Source organism: Micromonospora sp. NPDC001898, from assembly GCF_042891255.1.
Lineage (GTDB): Bacteria > Actinomycetota > Actinomycetes > Mycobacteriales > Micromonosporaceae > Micromonospora.
Map to the genome: position 1 here is coordinate 19,325 of NZ_JBIATC010000019.1, position 18,720 is coordinate 38,044.

Sequence of the window (18,720 nt, forward strand, 5' to 3'; positions counted from 1 at the left end):
GGAGTGATCCGGGATCGTCCCGGCGGCATCGGCGGCAGCACCAGTTGCGCAGCGACGGCCGGGCAGAGTCGCCGCAGGTGCCGCGATGGTCGCCCCCGCCGGGGCGATCCGCGGGTGCCTGGAAAGCGCTTTCCACCGTGAGGATAGGGATTCATCTATCCGTGTGGCAAGGCCTCGTCCGAATTGCCGCACTATGGACAGCTCCGGCTGATGTGCGATTGTCATCCGGCGGCGCTGGCCCCTGCCGGCGGGCCCTTCTGAGCTGCCACTCAGTACGTGCCGCATGGAAAACCCCCGGTCAGCGGGGATTTTGGCCGCAAAATTGCTGCGGCTGCACCCGTAAATCCAAGATCCTCTACGCGCTAGAGGACTGATCGGGTGAATCTCTCCGGCCGTCCCGGGCGGGCGTCGTCGGCTCTTCGGTCCGACTCCAATCGATGATCTTGCCGGCCGGTTGTAGGCCCATATGCTGCATCCATTGTGTAGTCCTGGGGGGGGATCGTGATCACAGTGACCGGATGCCGCGCGCCCGTCGACGGTGTTGCGACCCGCGCCCGCTGACATGGAAAAACACGCCATCATCGATCGATTCGCCCGCCTCGCGGCCGAGGTTCCGGCCCGTCCGGCGATGCTCGGCGAGGGCCCTGCGGTCAGTTACGCCGACCTCGCCGCCGCCGCCGGAGGGCACACCGCGCTCCTCGCCGCCGCCGGGGTCCGCCCCGGCGACCGCGTCGCCCTGCTCACCCCGCACGGCGCGCCCACCGTCGCGGCGCTCCTCGGCACGCTCGCCGCCGGCTGCGCGTACGTGCCGCTGGACCCGGGCTTCCCCGTCGACCGGCTGCGGCACATGCTCGCCGCCGCCGATGTACGCACCGCGCTGGCCGCCCCGGAACACCGGGAGCTGGCCGCCCGGCTCGCCGCCGACCGCCCCGGCACCGCCGTGCTGACCACCGACGCGGTGGCCCCCGCGCCGCTGCGCCCGACCCCGGTCGACCCGGACGCGCTGGCGTACGTGCTGTTCACCTCCGGCTCGACCGGGCTGCCGAAGGCGGTCGGGCAGACCCACCGCAACCTCGCCCGCGTCGTCGACAACCAGATCGACACCCTGGCCGTCGGCCCGGACGACCGGCTCAGCCTGCTCGCCTCGTTCAGCTTCGACGCGGCCATCCCCGACCTGTACCCGGCGCTGCTCACCGGCGCGGCCGTCGTCCCGGTCGACCTGCGCCGGCACGGCCTCTCCCACGCCGTCGACCAGCTCATCCGGCACCGGGTCACCGTCTACCACTCCACCCCCACGGTGTACCGGTTCCTGCTCGACGCCCTCGGCGACCGGCGGCTGGACGCCGTCCGGGCGGTGCTGCTCGGCGGCGAGCAGGCCACCTTCGCCGACGCCGCCCGGGGGCGGGACCGGTTCGCCCCCGGCTGCGTGCTGGTCAACGGATACGGCGCGACCGAGATGACGTTCGCCGCCCGGTACGCGCTGCCGCTGGCCGACGCCGACCCCGCCGCCACCGGCCCGCTGCCGATCGGCACCGCGCTCCCCGGCTACGAGGTGCACCTCGCCCCGGCCGGCAACGAGATCCCGGCCGGCGGCGAGATCCCGGCCGGCGGCGAGATCCCGGCCGGCGGCGAGATCCCGGCCGGCGGCGAGATCCCGGCCGGCGGCGAGATCCCGGAGAGCGGCGAGATCGTGGTGCGCGGCCGGCACGTCGCCCCCGGCTACCTCGACCGGGCCGACGACCGGTTCACCCGGGAGCCCGGCGGGGTCTGGTCGTACCGGACCGGGGACCTCGGCGCGCGGCTGCCCGGCGGAGAGCTGGTCTGCCTCGGCCGGCTCGACCGGCAGGTCAAGGTGCGCGGGTTCCGGGTCGAGCTGACCGAGATCGAGGCCGTCCTCGCCGCCCAGAGCGGCGTCGGCGCGGTCCGCGCCATCGCCCGCGACGGCGAGCTGCTCGCGTACGCCCGACCGGCCGGCGGGCCCCCCGACCCGGCGGCCCTGCGCGCCGCCCTCGCCCGGCGGCTGCCGGAGTACGCGCTGCCCCGCGCCGTCGTGGTGGTCGACGAGTTCCCGCTCACCGTCACCGGGAAGATCGACGAGCGGGCGCTGCCCGACCCGGCCCGGGACGTCCCGGCGGGGGAGGAGCCGGCCACCGCCACCGAGCGGGCCGTGCACGACATCTGGTGCGCGGTGCTGGGCCGCCCGGCGGTCGCCCGCACCGCCAGCTTCTTCGACGTCGGTGGCCAGTCGCTGCTGCTCGGTGTGGTCCAGCAGCGCCTCGCCGAGCGGTTCGGGGTGCGCCCGCCCCTGCTGCGGCTGTTCGAGAACCCCACGGTCGAGGCGCAGGCCCGCCTCGTCGACGCCCCGCCCGTGCCCGACCGCGCCCCGGTCGGGCCGCCCCCGGTCGCGCCGGTCGCCGCCCGCGAGTACACCGGCGACGAGATCGCGGTGGTGGGGATGGCCGGTCGCTTCCCCGGCGCGGAGGACCTGGCCACCTTCTGGTGGAACCTCTGCGCCGGGGTCGACGCGATCCACGACCACACCGACGAGGAACTGGCCGCCCTGGGCATCGGTCCACGGCTGCTCGCCGACCCCCGGCACGTCCGGGCCACCGGCCGGCTCGACGCGGTGGCCGACTTCGACGCCGCCTTCTTCGCCTTCGGCGCGCAGGAGGCCGCCCGCACCGACCCGCAGCACCGGCTGTTCCTGGAGACCGCGTGGGAGGCCCTGGAGGACGCCGGGCACGACCCGTCGCGGTTCCCCGGGCTGGTCGGCGTGTACTCGGCCACCTCCGCCAACCGGTACTTCCTGTTCCACCTCATGGACAACCCGGCCGTCGTCGGCGACGTCGACCCCGACGACTGGGAGGCCCGGCTGGTCGGCCGGCAGTCCACCGACCACCTGCCCGGCCAGGTCGCGTACCGGCTCGGGCTGACCGGGCCGGCGATGGCCGTGCAGAGCGCCTGCTCCAGCTCGCTGGTCGCGGTCTGCGTCGCCGCCCAGAGCCTCGCCGACTACCAGTGCGACATCGCCCTGGCCGGCGGGGTCAACGTGACCTGGCCGCGCTACCGGCACACCGCCGGTGGGATGGCCTCCCCGGACGGCCGGTGCCGGGCCTTCGACGAGGCCGCCAACGGCTCCGGCTTCGGCTCCGGCGTCGGGGTGGTCGCGCTGCGCCGGCTCGCCGACGCCCAGGCCGACGGGGACCGCGTCTACGCGGTGCTGCCCGGCTGGGCGGTCACCAACGACGGCGCCGACCGGGCCGGCTTCGCGGTGCCCGGCCCCACCGGGCAGGCCGCCGCCGTGGCCGGTGCGCTCGCCGCCGCCGAGGTCGCCCCCGGCGAGGTCCGGTTCATCGAGGCCCACGGCAGCGGTACCCCGCTGGGCGACGCCCTGGAGGTCGCCGCCCTGCACGAGGTGTACGGGGGAGCCGCCCCCGCCGAGTCCTGCGCGCTGGGCTCGGTGAAGACCAACATCGGTCACCTCGACGCCGCCGCCGGCATCGCCGGGCTGATCAAGACGGTGCTCGCCGTCCAGCACGGCGTCATCCCGCCGAACCTGCACTTCACCCGGCCGCACCCGGAGATCGACCTCGCCGGCGGCCCGTTCCACGTGCCGACGAAGGCCCGGGACTGGCCGCAGGTGGCCCGCCGGGTGGCCGGGGTCAGCTCGTTCGGGCTCGGCGGCACCAACGCCCACGTGGTCGTCGAGCAGCCGCCGCCGGTGGAGCCGGCCGACGCCCCGGACGCGGCGGAGCACCTGCTGCCGGTGTCGGCGCGTACCCCGACGGCGCTGCGGGCGGCGTTGACCCGGCTGCGGCGGCACCTGGCCGGCACGGCCCCGGCGCTGGCCGATGTGGCCGGCACCCTCGCGCTCGGCCGCCGGGCCTTCGCCTGCCGGGCGGCGGTCGTGGCGGGCGACCTCACCGACGCCCTGGCCGGCCTGGACACCCTGCTCGCCGCCGACGCCCCGTCCACCGCGGGCGCCCTGCCCCCGGCGGGCGGCATGCTCGCCACCGGCGGTCGGGTCGCCGGCCCGCCCGGCGAACTGCGCGACCTCGCCGCTGACTGGGTGGCCGGGCGGGACGTCGACCTCGCGGCCCTGCACCCCGAGGACGGCGTCCGGCGCACCGGGCTGCCCACCTACCCGTTCCAGCGCCAGCGGTACTGGATCGACCCCCCTCAGAGAGGCATGCGGTGAACTGGTTCGTTTCCGCCGGAAGCCGACCCCAGGCGCCGGTGCGGTTGTTCTGCCTGCCCTACGCCGGTGCCGGCGCGAGCGCGTTCCGCGACTGGCAGCGGGAGTTCGGCGCCGACGTCGAGGTGCTGCCGGTGCAACTGCCCGGCCGGGAGAACCGGATCAGCGAGGACCCGAACTTCACCGTCGCCGAGGTCGCCGCCGCGATCGCCGCCCGCGCCGACCGCCCGTACGCGATCTACGGCCACTCGATGGGCGGGCGGGTCGGCTTCGAGGTGGTCCGCGAGCTGCGCCGCACCGGCGGGCCGCTGCCGGTGCGGCTGTACGTGGGCGGCGCGCGGGCCCCGCACGTCGACGACGCCAGCCTCTTCGACGGGCTGTCCCGGGTGGACGACGACGAGCTGCTGCGCCGGCTCGGCGACGGCGGCGGGCTCCCGGCCGGCGTGCTGGAGCACCCCGAGCTGGTGGAGCTGCTGCTGCCGCTGCTGCGCGCGGACTTCGGCCGGGTGGACAGCTACCGGTACGTCCCGGGCGAGCCGCTGCCGGTGCCGGTCGTGGCGTTCAGCGGGCGGTCCGACCGGGCGGTGAGCCACGCGCAGAGCGTCGCCTGGGAGCGGCACGCCGCGGCCGGGTTCACCCTGCGCGAGATCGACGGCGGGCACTTCTTCCTGCACGACCGCCTCCCCGAGTTGGCCGCGACGATCCGCGCCGACCTCACGACCGCCGTCCGGGTCACCGGCGCGAACGGGACCGCACCGGCCCCGGACGGCCCGGCTGGTCCGAAGGGCGCGTCGCCGGCCGCCGGCGCGGCGGACCCGACGGACGCCGCCGACACGGCGGGGCACCGGGTGCCGCTGGGCGACACCGGTTGGTCGGTGTGGCGCGACGCGATCCTGCGCACCACCGGCTTCCCCGCCGACGGGCTCACCGCGCTCGGCGCACCGCAGGCCGCCGCCGCGGCAGACGAGCTGATCGCCACCGGCGGCGGGGAGGAGCGGTTCGACAAGGAGTTCGCCGAGGCCCTCACCGCCACCGCCGGCCGGCTCAGCGAGCTGGCCGCCGACCCGCTGCTGCGCGAGGCCGTCACCTGGCAGAACCGCAACGCCCTGCTCGCCCTCGACGGGCTGGCCTCCGGCGGCGCGGACGCGCCCCGCAACGTGCGCCGCCGGGACCGCGAGCGGGCCCTGCTCAAGTACTGGCAGCGCTACTGCGGCAAGAACGAGACCGTCGGCTTCTTCGGGCCGAGCTGCTGGGTCACCCTCGACCCGGAGCTGGCCGACACCGCCCGGGTGCGCCCCGGCGCGGCGCTGACCCGGCGGCGCTGGGTGTGGTTCGAGTCGTGGGCGCTGTCCGCGTACGGCGACCGGATCGGCGCCGACCTCGCGGTGCGGCAGTGGTGGCCGCCGATGCTCCAGCCCCATCTGAGTCTGCGGGACCGGTCCGTGCTGCGACCCGGCCGCCCGCCGGTCACCCTCACCCCCGTCGAGGCGGCCCTGCTCGCCGCCGCCGACGGCCGCCGCCCCGCCCGCGACCTGGTCACCGACCCGGCCGTCGGGCTGCGCCGCGCCGAGGACGGCTACGCGCTGCTGGACCGGCTGGTCGAGCGGGAGCTGATCACCTGGGACGCCGCCCTGCCGGTCGCCCCCGACGCCGAGGACGTGCTCGCGGCCCGGATCGACGCGATCGGCGACGAGCCCGCCCGCCGGGCCGCCCGGGCCGGGCTGGACCGGCTGCGCGCCGCCCGCGACGAGGTGGCCGCCGCGGCCGGCGACCCCGACCGGCTGCGCGCCGCCCTCGACCGGCTCGACGAGACGTTCACCGAGCTGACCGGCGAGCCGGCCAGCCGCCGCGCCGGCCAGATGTACGCCGGGCGCACCCTCTGCTACGAGGACACCGCCCGCGACCTCGACGTGGCCTTCGGTGCTCCGCTGCTGGCCGACCTGGCCGCCCCGCTCGCCGTGCTGCTGCGGGCCGCCCGCTGGCTGGCCGGCGAGCTGGAGCAGGCGTACGGGGCCACGTTCCGCGAGCTGTACGACGAGCTGCGCGCCGAGGCCGGCGACGGCCCGGTGTCGCTGGCCGACCTGTGGTTCCTCGTGCAGGGCCTGTTCTGGGGCACCGGCGAGCGGCCCGTCGACGCGGTGGCCACCGAGTTCGCCGCCCGCTGGGCCGGGCTGTTCGGCCTGGCCGACCTGCCGCCGGGCGGCACCGAGGTGCGGCTGTCCGTCGCCGACCTGGCCGACCGGGCCGCCGAGGTGTTCCCGGCCCGCGCGAGCGAGTGGACCAGCGCCCGGCTGCACAGCCCCGACCTGCAGATCTGCGCCACCGACGCCGATGCCCTCGCCCGTGGCGACTACACCGTCGTGCTCGGCGAGCTGCACGCCGCCTGGCCCTCCTTCGACTGCCAGGTGTTCACCCCGTCCCACCCGGACGTCGAGCGGCTGCGTGCGGCGCTGGCCGCGGACCTCGGCACGCACCGGATGCGGCTGTTGTTCCCGGCCGACTGGCCCCGCCGCACCAGCCGCACCGCCGAGGCGCTGGTCGGCCCGACGGACCGGCAGCTCGCGTTCCTGCCCGCGCCGGGCGTCGACCCGGACCGGGTGCTGCCCACCGTGGACCTGACCGTGTCCGACTCCGCCGGCCGGCTCGTGGCCACCGCCCGCGACGGATCCCGCTGGCCGCTGACCGAGGTGTTCGCCGGGCTGCTCAGCGGCCACGCGGTCGACGGGTTCAAGCTGGTCGCCGCCGCTCCGTACACCCCCCGGATCACCCTGGACCGGCTGGTGGTGGCCCGGCAGACCTGGCGTACCACGGTGGGGGAGTGTGGCCTGGCCGACGTCACCAGCGAACGGGACCGGTTCCTCGCCGTCCGCCGCTGGCGGCGCGAGAAGGGCCTACCCGAGCTGGTGTACGTCAAGCTCGGCACCGAGACCAAGCCCTGCTTCGTCGACCTGGCCAGCCCCGCGTACGCCGCGATGTTCAGCGCCATGGTCCGGGCGGCCCGCAAGGACGGCGGGGACGCGGTGTCGCTGACCGTCAGCGAGATGCTGCCGACACCCGGGGACGCCTGGGTGCCCGACGGCGTCGGCCGGCGCTACTTCAGCGAGCTGCGCCTGCACATCGTCGACGACGAGCGGCGGGCCGGGCAGTGAACCGCCACCATCTGCTGCCGCTGGGCGACACCGGCTGGTCGGTGTGGCGGGACGTGCTGCTGCGCACCGCCGGCTTCCCCGCCGCCGGCCTCGACCGGTTCGCCGCACCCGACGCCGCCGAGGCCGCCGACGCGATGCTGGCCGGCGCGGCCCTCGCCGAGGTGTACGACAAGGAGCTGGCCGCCGCGCTGGCCCGGTCCTCCGCCGTGCTCGCCGAGATCTGCGCCGACCCGCTGGTGCGCGAGGCGGTCACCTGGCAGAACCCGGAGATGCTGGTCGCCCTCGACGGGCTGCTGCGCACCGACCCCGCCGCCCGCAACAAGCCCCGCCGCAAGCGGGAGATCGCGGTGCTGCGCTACTGGCAGCGCTACTGCGGCAAGGCCGAGACCATCGGCTTCTTCGGGCCGGTCTGCTGGGGCACGTTCGACCCGGACAGCCCGCACACCCGGCTGGCCCCCGGCCCCGGCCTGGCCGCCCGGCGTGAGGTCCACTTCGAGGCGTGGGCGCTGATGGCGTACGCCGACCGGCTCGCCGACGACCTGGCGGTGCGCCGCTGGTGGCCCCCGGCGCTGCCGCCCCACCTGGCCCTCGACGGGCGTCGGCTGCGCCGGCCGCTGCACCCGCCGACCGAGCTGTCCGCAGTGGAGGCCCAGCTGCTGGCCACCTGCGACGGCCGGACCCCGGCCGGGGCCCTGGTGGAACGGCTGTGCGCGGACGGCGACGCCGGCCTGCGCCGCCCGGCCGACGGGTTCCTGCTGCTCGACCGGCTGGTCGAGCGGGGCCTGCTCACCTGGGACGCGGGACTGCCCAACAGCCCTCGGGCGGAACGGGTGCTGGCCGAGCGGATCGCGGCGGTCGGCGACCCGGCGGTGCGGGCCGAGGTGACGGCCGGTTTCGACCGGCTCCGGGCCGCCCGGGACGAGGTCGCCGCCGCCGCGGGCGACCCGGGCCGGCTCGCCGCCGCCCTGGCCGCGCTCAACGCCGAGTTCACCACGGTCACCGGCCGGCCGGCCACCCGCAACGGCGGGCAGATGTACACCGGCCGCACCGTGGTCTACGAGGAGACGTCGCGGGATCTGGAGTTCACCATGGGCTCGGCCGTCCTCGACGAGCTGGCCGCGCCGCTGGCGATCGTGCTGCGGGCCGCCCGCTGGCTCACCGCCGAGATCGGCGCCGGATGCGAGCGGATCCTCGCCGAGCTGCACGCCGAACTGGCCGCCGACGGGCCGGTTCGGCTGGCCGACATCTGGTCGCTCGCCCAGGGGCTGATCCTCGCCCCGGACGGCCCGGTCGCGACGGCCAGCGCCGGCTTCACCGCCCGGTGGGCCGAGCTGTTCGGGCTCGCCGACGTGGCCGAGGACCAGCCCGAGCTGCGGCTGAGCAGCGCCGACCTGGCCGCCCGGGCCGACGCCCTCTTCCCGGCTGCCGCCCCCGGCTGGCCCACCGCCCGCATCCACAGCCCGGATGTGCAGGTCAGCGCGCCCAGCGTCGACGCGCTCAACCGGGGGGAGTTCCTGCTCGTCCTCGGCGAGCTGCACCCGGCGACCACGCCGTTCGACAGCGCGGTCTTCGCCCCGTTCCACCCCGACCCGGCGGCGCTGCGCGCCGACGTCGACGCCGACCTGGGGCCGGCGCGGCTGCGGCTGCTCTACCCGGCGAGCTTCCCCCGGCAGACCACCCGCACCACCTGGCACCTGGACGGCCCGGGCGACCGGCAGCTCGGCATCGACACCGCCCGCGGCGCCGACATCGAGCGGATCGTGCCCGCCGCGGCCGTGCGGGTGGAGGCGGCGACCGGGGGCCGGCTGACCGCCGAGCTGCCCGACGGGGCCCGGTGGCCGTTGGTGGAGGTCTTCGCGAACCTGCTCGGCGCCCTGCTGCTGGACAGCTTCAAGCTGCTCGCCCCGGCACCGGCCACCCCGCGGATCACCATCGACCGGCTGGTGGTGGCCCGGCGCACCTGGCGGACCACCGTCGCCGAGAGCGGGCTGGCCGGGGTCACCGGCGAGTCCGCGCGGTACCTGGCGGTGCGCCGCTGGCGGGACCGCCTCGGCCTGCCCGAGCGGGTCTTCGTGAAGGTCGGCACCGAGGTCAAGCCCTGCTACGTCGACCTGACCGGCCCGCTGTACGCCCAGTCGCTGTGCGCGATGGTCGACGCCGCCGCCCGGACCGCCCCGGACGTCTCGCTCACGGTCAGCGAGCTGCTGCCCGCCCCCGCCGACGCCTGGGTCACCGACGCGGCCGGGCACGGCTACGTCAGCGAGCTGCGCCTGCAGATCACCGATCCAGCCACCTACCGGGGAGAACACGGGTGACCGACATCCTGTCCATCAGCGCCGCGCACGGGGAGCCGCTGCCCTGGCCCGACGCCACGCTGGCCGAGCTGATCGCTGCCCAGGCCGCGCGGACCCCGGATGCGGTGGCGGTGCGCCAGTGGGACGAGCGGCTCACCTACCGGGAACTGGTCGACCGGGCCGCCGGCGTGGCCGCCGCGCTGCGTGAGCGCGGCGTCGGCCGGCAGAGCCGGGTCGGGGTGTGCGGCGAGCGGCGGCCCGACCTCGTGGTCACCGTCCTCGGCGTGCTGCTCGCCGGCGGCTGCTACGTGCCGCTGGAGCCGGGCGGCCCGCGCCGGCGGCTGCGCGAGATCGCCGCCGACGCCGGGGTGCGGGTCGTCGTCGGCGACACCGCCGAGGCCGAGTTCGGTGACGTGCCGGGCGTGCGGACCGTCGCGCTGCCCGGCCCCGCCCCGCTCGACCCCTGCCCGGCCCGCCCCGGCGACCCGGCGTACGTGCTGTTCACCTCCGGCTCCACCGGCCGGCCCAAGGGGGTGCTCACCACCCACCGCAACGTCGTCGAGTTCGTCACCGGCTACGCGGCCCGGTCCGGCGCGGACGCCTCGGTGCGTAGCCTCGGCATCGCCTCGCTCGGCTTCGACGCGGCCGTCATCGACCTGTTCGTCCCGCTGCTGCTCGGCGGCGCGGTGCAGTTCCTCGGCGCCGACGACCGGTCCGACCCGGCCCGGCTGACCCGGTTCGTCGCCGAGCACGAGGTGAACTGGGGCTTCATCACCCCGACCGTGCTGTCCATGCTGGACCCGGCGGAGCTGCCCGGCTGGCGCACCGTGCTCTGCGGCGGCGAGGCCGTACCCGCCGAGCTGGCCGCCCGCTGGGCTCCCGGCCGGCGCTTCGTCAACAGCTACGGCCCCACCGAGACCACGGTGGTGGCGGTCAGCGGCGAGCTGACCGCCACCGAGACCGACCCGGTGCCGATCGGCGCTCCGCTGCCCAACCACCGGGCGTACGTGGTCGACGCCGAGCTGCGCCCGGTGCCGCCGGGGGAGACCGGTGAGCTGCTGATCGGCGGCCCCGGCCTGGCCGACGGATACCTCGACCGGCCCGGCCTGACCGCCGAGCGGTTCGTGCCCGACCCGTTCTCCGGGCAGCCCGGGGAGCGGCTGTACCGCACCGGCGACCTGGTCACCCAGGCCCCCGACGGGCGGATCGTCTACCACGGGCGCACCGACCGGCAGGTCAAGATCCGTGGGCAGCGCATCGAGCCGGGCGAGGTCGAGGGCGTCCTCGCCGGGCTGCCCGGCGTCGAGCGGGTCGCCGTCGAGGCCGTCGACGGCCCGGCCGGCGCCGAGCTGGTCGCGTTCCTCACCCCCGCCGACGCCCCCGACGACGCGGCGCTGCGCGCGTACGCCGAGCCCCGGCTGACCGCCGCGATGCGCCCGGCCCGGACGGTGCGCCTGCCCGCGCTGCCGGTCAGCGCGATCACCGGCAAGCTGGACCGCCCGGCGCTGCGCGCCCTGGCCGCCGCCGCCCGCCCCGCTCCGGTGGCCGACGGTGGGCCGGCCGACGCCGACCCGGTCACCCGGGCCGTGGCCCGGGCCTGGACCCGGCTGCTCGGCGCGGCCCCCGGCCCGGACACCGACTTCCTCGCCTCCGGCGGGAACTCCATCGTCGCGATGCGGCTCGTCGCCGCGCTCCGGGCCGAGCTGGGCCGGCACGTCGACACCCGGGACGTGTTCGCCGGGCGCACCCTGACCGGCCTCGTCGAACGGATCACCGCCGCCGCCCCGGACCCCGGCGACGGGCTGACCACCGGCAACCCGCCCACCCTGTCCCCGCCGCAGCGCCGGCTGTGGTTCGTCGACCAGCTCGCCCCGTCCAGCGCGCCCTACAACATCGCGGTGGCCCACCGGTTGCGCGGCGAGCTGGACGTCCCCGCCCTCGGCGCGGCCCTGCGCGCCGTGGCCGAGCGACACGACGTGCTGCGCTGGCGCATCCCGCAGACCGCCGGGGTGCCCTACGCGGTGTGCGAGGAACCCACCGACGTGGCGGTGCCGGTCGTCGACCTGACCGGCGGGGCGGACCCGGAGGCGGAGCTGGCCGGAATGCTCGCCGCCGGCGCGGCGCACGCGTTCGACCTGGCCACCGGGCCGCCCTGGCAGGTCGCCGTGTACCGGCTCGGACCGGCCGCCCACGTGCTCGCGATCACCTGGCACCACGCGGTGTTCGACGGCTGGTCCGAGGCGGTGTTCTACGACGACCTGGCCGCCGCGTACGCGCGGGCCGTGGCCGGCGCGCCCCCCACCCTGCCCGCCGTGGCCGCCCGGTACGCCGACTACGCCGTGTGGCGGGCCGAGCGGGACCGCCGACGTGGCGCCGACGACGTGGCCTGGTGGGCCGGGCACCTGCGCGGCGCGCCGACCGTGCTGGACCTGCCCCGCGACCGGCCCCGCCCCGCCGTGCAGACGTACGCCGGCGTGGAGGCCGCGGTCACCCTCTCCGTCGAGGCGGACCGGGCGGTGCGGGCGCTGGCCGAGCGTCGCGGCACGGGCGTCGCGGCGGTGCTGCTGGCCGGCTTCGGCGAGCTGCTGAGCCGGCTCACCGGCGGCGACGACCACGTCGTCGGCGCGATCGTCGCCGACCGGCGGCTGGCCGCGTTCGACGACGTCGTCGGGTTCTTCATCGACACCGTGCCGGTGCGGGTGCGCACCGGCGGCGGGGCGAGCTTCGCCGAACTGGTCGACCGCTGCGCGGCCGAGCTGCACGACGCCACCGCCCACCCCGGCGCGCCGCTGGAGAAGATCGTCGAGGCGCTCGGCGTCGGCCGGGACACCTCCCGGGCGCCGCTGTTGCAGGTGCTGTTCAACGTGCTCAACTTCACCCAGCCCCGGCTGGCGCTGACCGGGCTGACCGGCGAGCCCGCGCCGGTGCCCAAGCCCGGCTCCCCGTTCGACCTCACCGTCTACGTGGCGGAGCGGGCCGGCCGGCTCGGCGTCGAGGTGGTGCACAACCCGGACCTGTTCGACGCCGAGCGGATCGACGCGCTGCTGGCCGACCTGGCCACCCTGGTCGGTGCGCTGGCCGCCGCCCCCGCCGCGCCGGCCGGCGAGGTCGCCGCCGAGCTGCCCCGGCCGACCGTGCGTACCGCTCAGCTCGGCGCGATGACCGTCGCCGCGACCGCCGAGCCCGCGCGGACGGTGGCGCTGCCGACCGGCCCGGACGCCCTCACCGACACCGAGGAACTGGTCGCCGGCATCTGGCGGGAGGTCCTGGAACGCGACCGGGTCGGGGTCACCGACAACTTCTTCGACATCGGCGGGCACTCGCTCGCCCTGGCCGCCGTGCACGCCCGGCTGACCGCCGCCACCGGCCGGTCGATCGCCATGCTCGACCTGTTCCGCCATCCCACCGTCCGAGCCCTCGCCGCCCACCTCGACGGCGCGGCCGACCGACCGGAACTGGCCCGCGCCGCGCTGCGGGCCGCCGCCCGCCGCAGCCGGACCCGACGTATCCCTCCCCGCCGCCCCGGCGGCACCGCGTGACGAAGGACGACCTGATGGACAACGCGATCGAAACTGACAATCCCGCCGACGACGGCATCGAGCCGATCGCGATCGTCGGGCTGGCCGCCCGGCTGCCCGGCGCCGCCGACGTGTACGAGTTCTGGCGCAACCTGGTCGACGGCGTCGAGTCGGTCACCGAGCTGACCCGGGAGGAGCAGCTCGCCCGGGGCGTCACCCCCGAGGAGCTCGACGACCCGGGCTGGGTCAACAAGGCCCCGCTGGTCGACGGCTACGACCAGTTCGACGCCGCCCTGTTCGGGATGACCGCCCGGGAGGCCGAGGTCACCGACCCGCAGCACCGGCTGTTCCTGGAGACCTGCTACACCGCCCTGCAGGACGCCGGCTACGACCCGGGCCGCTACGACGGCGCGGTCGGCGTGTACGCCGGCACCGGCGGCACCGCGTACCTCCACCGCAACGTGCTGCACAACAAGCGGATCGGCGGCAACCCGCACAACGCCGTCTCCATCGCCACCAGCAACTCGCCCAACTACGTGGCGACCGGAGTGTCGTACCGGCTGGACCTGCGCGGGCCCAGCCTGACCGTGCACACCGCCTGCTCCACCTCCCTGGTCGCGTTCCACCTGGCCTGCGAGGCGCTGCGCAACGGCGAGTGCGACATGGCCCTCGCGGGCGGCGTCAACATCGAGCTGCCGCACGCCGGGTACCTCGGCATGGACGGCTTCACCTCCCCCGACGGGCGGTGCCGGCCGTTCGACGCGGAGGCGAACGGCACCATGTGGGGCAGCGGCGTCGGGGTGACCCTGCTCAAGCGGCTCTCCGACGCGATCGCCGACGGCGACCACATCCGCGCCGTGGTGCTCGGCAACGCCATCAACAACGACGGCGCCGGCAAGGTCGGCTTCACCGCCCCCAGCGTCGACGGGCAGATGGAGGCCGTCGCCCAGGCCGTCGGGATGGCCGGGATCGACCCGCGCACCATCAGCTACGTCGAGGCGCACGGCACCGGCACCGCGATGGGCGATCCGATCGAGGTGGCCGCCCTGTCGGCGGTGTACACAAAGGACACCAACGAGCGGGGCTGGTGCGGCATCGGCTCGGTGAAGTCCAACATCGGCCACCTCAGCCAGCCCTCCGGCATCGTCAGCGTGATCAAGACGGTGCTGGCGATGGAGCACGGGCTGATCCCGCCGACCATCAACTACGAGACCCCGAACCCGGCGATCGAGTTCGCCGACACCCCGTTCTACGTGACGAACACCCTCACCAAGTGGGATGCCGACTCCGGGCCCCGCCGGGCCGGGGTCAGCTCCTTCGGCATCGGCGGTACCAACGCCCACGTGGTGCTCGAGGAGGCGCCGGAGGCGTACCGCACCGACCGGCGGGTGCGGCCCGCGCAGCTGCTGCACGTGTCGGCGAAGACCGCCACCGCGCTGGAGACCGCCGTGGACCGGCTCGCTGAGCACCTCGCCGGCAACCCCGACGGGGCCGCGCACCTGGCCGACGTCTCGCACACCCTGCGGGTGGGCCGCCAGCAGTACGCGCACCGGGTCGCCGTGGTCGCCACCGACCTGCCCGACGCCGTCGCCGCCCTGCGCACCAAGCGCCGCCGGCAGGCCGGCGTCGCCGACGGGCCCGCGCCCCGGGTCGCCTTCCTCCTCTCCGGCCAGGGCAGCCAGTACGCCGGGATGGGCGCGCAGCTCTACGCCGAGGAGCCCGGCTACGCCGCCGTCGTCGACGAGTGCGCCGAGCTGCTCCGGGGCGAGCTGGGCCTGGACATCCGCGACCTGATCCTCGACCGGGATCCGGAGGCAGCCGAGAAGCTGCTCCAGACCCGCTACACCCAGCCGGCCCTGTTCGTCGTCGAGTACGCCCTGGCCACGCACTGGCAGCGCGTCGGGGTCCGGCCGGCGGCGATGGCCGGGCACTCCATCGGCGAGTACGTCGCCGCGACCGTCGCCGGGGTGCTCGACCTGCCCGACGCGCTGCGGATCGTCGTCGCCCGTGGCCGGCTCATGCAGTCGCTGCCGGCCGGGTCGATGCTGGCCGTCCCGCTGGACGAGTCGGTGGTCGCCGGGCTGCTGCCCGAGGGTGTCTCGATCGCCACGGTCAACGGCCCCGGGACCTGCGTGGTGGCCGGGGAGACCGACGCGGTCGCCGCGTTCGCCGAGACCCTGAAGACCACCCGCAAGGTCAAGAGCAAGGCGCTGCGCACCTCGCACGCCTTCCACTCGCCGATGATGGACCCGATCCTCGCCGAGTTCACCGCGCTGATGGCCGCCGTGCCGCTGCGCGCGCCGAAGGTCCCGTTCCTGTCCAACGTCTCCGGCACCTGGATCACCGACGCGCAGGCCACCGACCCGGCGTACTGGGCGGCGCACCTGCGCCAGCCGGTGCGCTTCGGCGACTGCGTGGCCACCCTGCTCGCCGAGGGCACCTGGGCGCTGGTCGAGTGCGGCCCCGGCCGGCAGCTCGCCAACCTGGCCCGGATGCAGGTCGCCAAGGGCTCGCCGGAGCAGCGGGCGCTGGTCCCGCTGGGCAGCCTGCCCGGCCCGGGGGAGCCGGCCGGCGACCTGGCCGCCCTGCTGACCGCCGCCGGGGCGCTGTGGTGCGCCGGCGTGGGCGTGCGCGCCGGCTCCGACCCGGACGCCCGGCGGGTGTCGCTGCCGACGTACCCGTTCGAGCGGCGTCGCTACTGGGTCGACCCGGACCCGCAGGACCAGGCCGCCGCCGCGCCGGCCGAGACCGGCCCGCGGGCGTTGCCCGAGTGGTTCGCCGTGCCGGTGTGGCGTCAGGCCGCGCCCGCGCCGGCCACCGCCGTGCCCGGCCGCTGCCTGGTGCTGGCCGACGGCCCGCGCGGCGACGCGCTCGTCGCCGGCCTGCGCGCCGCCGGCGCCGAGATCGTCGAGGTACGCGCCGGCGACGCCTTCGCCGCCACCGACGGTGGCTGGGCGCTGCGCCCCGGCGTGCGCGAGGACCACGACGCGCTGGTCGCCGCCCTCGGCGACGCCCTGCCCGAGCGGCTGGTGCACGCCTTCGCCCTCGACGGCGAGCCCACCGGCACCGACATCGCCGCCGGTTGGGCCGCCCAGGACCGGGGCTTCTTCAGCGCCCTGCACCTGGTGCAGGCCCTCGCCGGGGCCGGCCGCACCGCCGAGGACGGCTCGCTGGCCCTGGACCTGGTGACCGCCGGCATCGGCGACGTGACCGGCGCGGACCTGACCCGGCCCGAGCACGCCACCCTCACCGGCCTGGTCCGGGTGCTCCCCGTCGAGCTGCCCGGGCTGACCGTCCGGCTGCTCGACGCCGACCCCGGCACCACCGGGGCGGACGCCCTGGTCGCCGAGCTGCGCCGCCCGGCCGACCCGGAACACACCGAGGTGGCGCTGCGCGGCGCCCGCCGCTGGGTCACCGGCTACGAGCAGGTCACCGTCGACGCCGAGGGCGAGCCCGGGGCGCTGCGCGACGGCGGCCGGTACGTGATCACCGGCGGCCTCGGCGGCATCGGCATCACCCTCGCCGAGGACTTCGCCCGGCGGGCCCGGGCGAAGCTGGTGCTGCTGGCCCGTTCCGGCCTGCCGCCGCGCGAGCAGTGGGACGACCACCTCGCCGTGCACGGTTCCGGCCAGTCCGACCGGGTGGGCCGGGCGATCGCCGCGATCCGCCGGATGGAGGAGGCCGGCGCGTCGGTGCTGGTGCTCGCCGCCGACGTCACCGACCCGGCCGACCTGCGCCGGGTCCGGGCCGCCGCCGAGGCCGAGTTCGGCGGGATCGACGGCGTCGTGCACGCCGCCGGCCTGCCCGGCGGCGGCATGGCCGAGATCAAGGAGCGGGCCGAGGCCGAGCGGGTGCTCGCCCCGAAGCTCGCCGGCACGCTCGCCCTCGCCCAGGTCTTCGGCGACCTGCCGCTGGACTTCGTGGTGCTGTGCTCCTCGATCACCGCCGTGATCGGCGGCTTCGGCCAGGTCGACTACTGCGCGGCGAACAACTTCCTCGACGCGCACGCCCGCGCGGGCACCGGCTGGTCCGCCCCGGTGGTGTCGCAGAACTGGGGCGGCTGGGCCGAGGTCGGCATGGCGGCGGAGAGCACCGCCCCGGCCGGGTTCCGGGCCCTGACCCGGGACACCGTCACCGCCGCCGTCGACCACCCGGTGCTCACCACGAAGGTGACCGGCCCGGAGGGCACGGTGCTGCACGGTCTGGTCTGCGCCGCCACCCACTGGCTGCTCGACGAGCACCGCATCGGCGGGGTGCCGGTGGTGCCGGGCACCGCCCACCTGGAGTCCGTCCGCGCCGCCGTGGCCGCCGCCGTCCCCGCCCCCGGCCCGGACGCTGCGGTGGAGCTGCGCGACGTGGTGTTCCTGGAGCCGTTCTCGGTGCCGGACGGCTCGGTCGCCCAGTACCGGGTGACCCTGACCGCCGCCGAGGACGAGTCGACGGAGTTCGTGGTGCAGAGCCTCGCCGCCGGGGTGCTGCGCACCCACGTGCGCGGCGCGGCCGGCTGGACCACCGACCCCGCCCCGCAGGCGCGGGACCTCGCCGACGTGGTCGCCCGGTCCCGCCGGGTCGACGACGACTCGTCGTTCGGCCGGGGCCGCACCAGCATGCTGACCTTCGGGCCGCGCTGGCACTCGCTGGCCGAGCACCACCTCGCCGACGGCGAGGAGCTGGCCCTCGTCGAGGCGCCCGCCGAGGCCGTCGCCGACCTGGCCGCGTGGGGGCTGCACCCGGCCCTGCTGGACGTGGCCACCGCGTTCGGCCGGGGTCAGGGCTCGGGCACCTACCTGCCGCTGTCGTACGGGCGGATCGTGGTGCGCGGACCGCTGCCGCAGCGGTTCCACAGCCACCTGCGCCACCGCGACGGCGGAACCGACGAGGTGATCACCGCTGACCTGACCCTGACCGACGCGTCCGGCCGGGAGCTGGTCGCGATCAGCGACTTCGTGCTGCGCCGGGTGGACCAGTCGGCGGTCACCGGAGGGCTCACCGCCGACGCCGCCCCGGCCCGCACCGCTTCGGCCGCCGACGTCCCCGGCGAGGACATCCGGCCGGTCGACGGCGCGGAGGCGTTCCGGCGCAGCCTCACCGCCGGCCTCGGCGCCCAGGTGGTGATCACCACCCGGTCGGTGGCCGACATCCGGCGTCGCGCCGCCCGGGTCACCACCGAAAGCCTGGAGTCGGAGACCGACCCGACCGCGTCCACCGCCACGGTGGAGGCCGGCGGGTCGGCGGCGCCGCGCACCGAACTGGAGGCCACCATCGCCCAGGTGTGGCGCGACGGGCTCGGGGTGCCGGTGGTGGGTGTGGACGACGACTTCTTCGCCCTCGGCGGCAACTCCCTCGTCGCGGTGCAGCTCATCGCGTCGATGCGCAAGGCGACCGGGGTGCGGCTGCCGATGCGCAGCCTCTTCGAGACGCCCACCGTCGCCGGGCTGGCCGTCCGGATCGAGGAGTTGCGCGCCGAGGCGTCCGCCGTAGCCGAGCCGGCCACCCCGGCGGCGACCACGAGCATCCCGCGGCTGCCCCGCGCGTGAGCACCGAGGAACAAGGGAGTACAGAGC

Annotated in this window: 5 protein-coding genes; all 5 read left to right on the forward strand. The window is 76.5% G+C overall.

Going from position 1 to position 18,720, the window contains the following annotated elements; translation table 11 throughout:
- Positions 1–562 precede the first annotated feature (562 nt).
- The 5 genes from ACFYZF_RS26435 to ACFYZF_RS26455 are packed head-to-tail and all read left to right on the forward strand — an operon-like array spanning position 563 to position 18,693.
- Positions 563–4,198, forward strand: a complete 3,636-nt coding sequence (locus ACFYZF_RS26435; protein ID WP_387025181.1) for an AMP-binding protein — start codon at positions 563–565, stop codon at positions 4,196–4,198.
- Positions 4,195–7,344: a thioesterase domain-containing protein gene (locus ACFYZF_RS26440; RefSeq protein WP_387025183.1), complete on the forward strand. Its 3,150-nt coding sequence runs from the start codon at positions 4,195–4,197 to the stop codon at positions 7,342–7,344. Before ACFYZF_RS26435 ends, ACFYZF_RS26440 begins: the two co-directional genes overlap by 4 nt.
- Positions 7,341–9,659 (forward strand): lantibiotic dehydratase, encoded by a 2,319-nt coding sequence (locus ACFYZF_RS26445; RefSeq protein WP_387025185.1) that lies wholly within the window; start codon positions 7,341–7,343, stop codon positions 9,657–9,659. Before ACFYZF_RS26440 ends, ACFYZF_RS26445 begins: the two co-directional genes overlap by 4 nt.
- Positions 9,656–13,177: an amino acid adenylation domain-containing protein gene (locus ACFYZF_RS26450; RefSeq protein ID WP_387025187.1), complete on the forward strand. Its 3,522-nt coding sequence runs from the start codon at positions 9,656–9,658 to the stop codon at positions 13,175–13,177. The genes ACFYZF_RS26445 and ACFYZF_RS26450 overlap by 4 nt, the downstream gene beginning before the upstream one ends.
- Positions 13,178–13,191: 14 nt before the next feature.
- The gene (locus tag ACFYZF_RS26455; RefSeq protein ID WP_387025189.1) at positions 13,192–18,693 is read left to right on the forward strand and encodes an SDR family NAD(P)-dependent oxidoreductase; all 5,502 of its coding nucleotides are present in this window, start codon (positions 13,192–13,194) and stop codon (positions 18,691–18,693) included.
- Positions 18,694–18,720 lie beyond the last annotated feature (27 nt).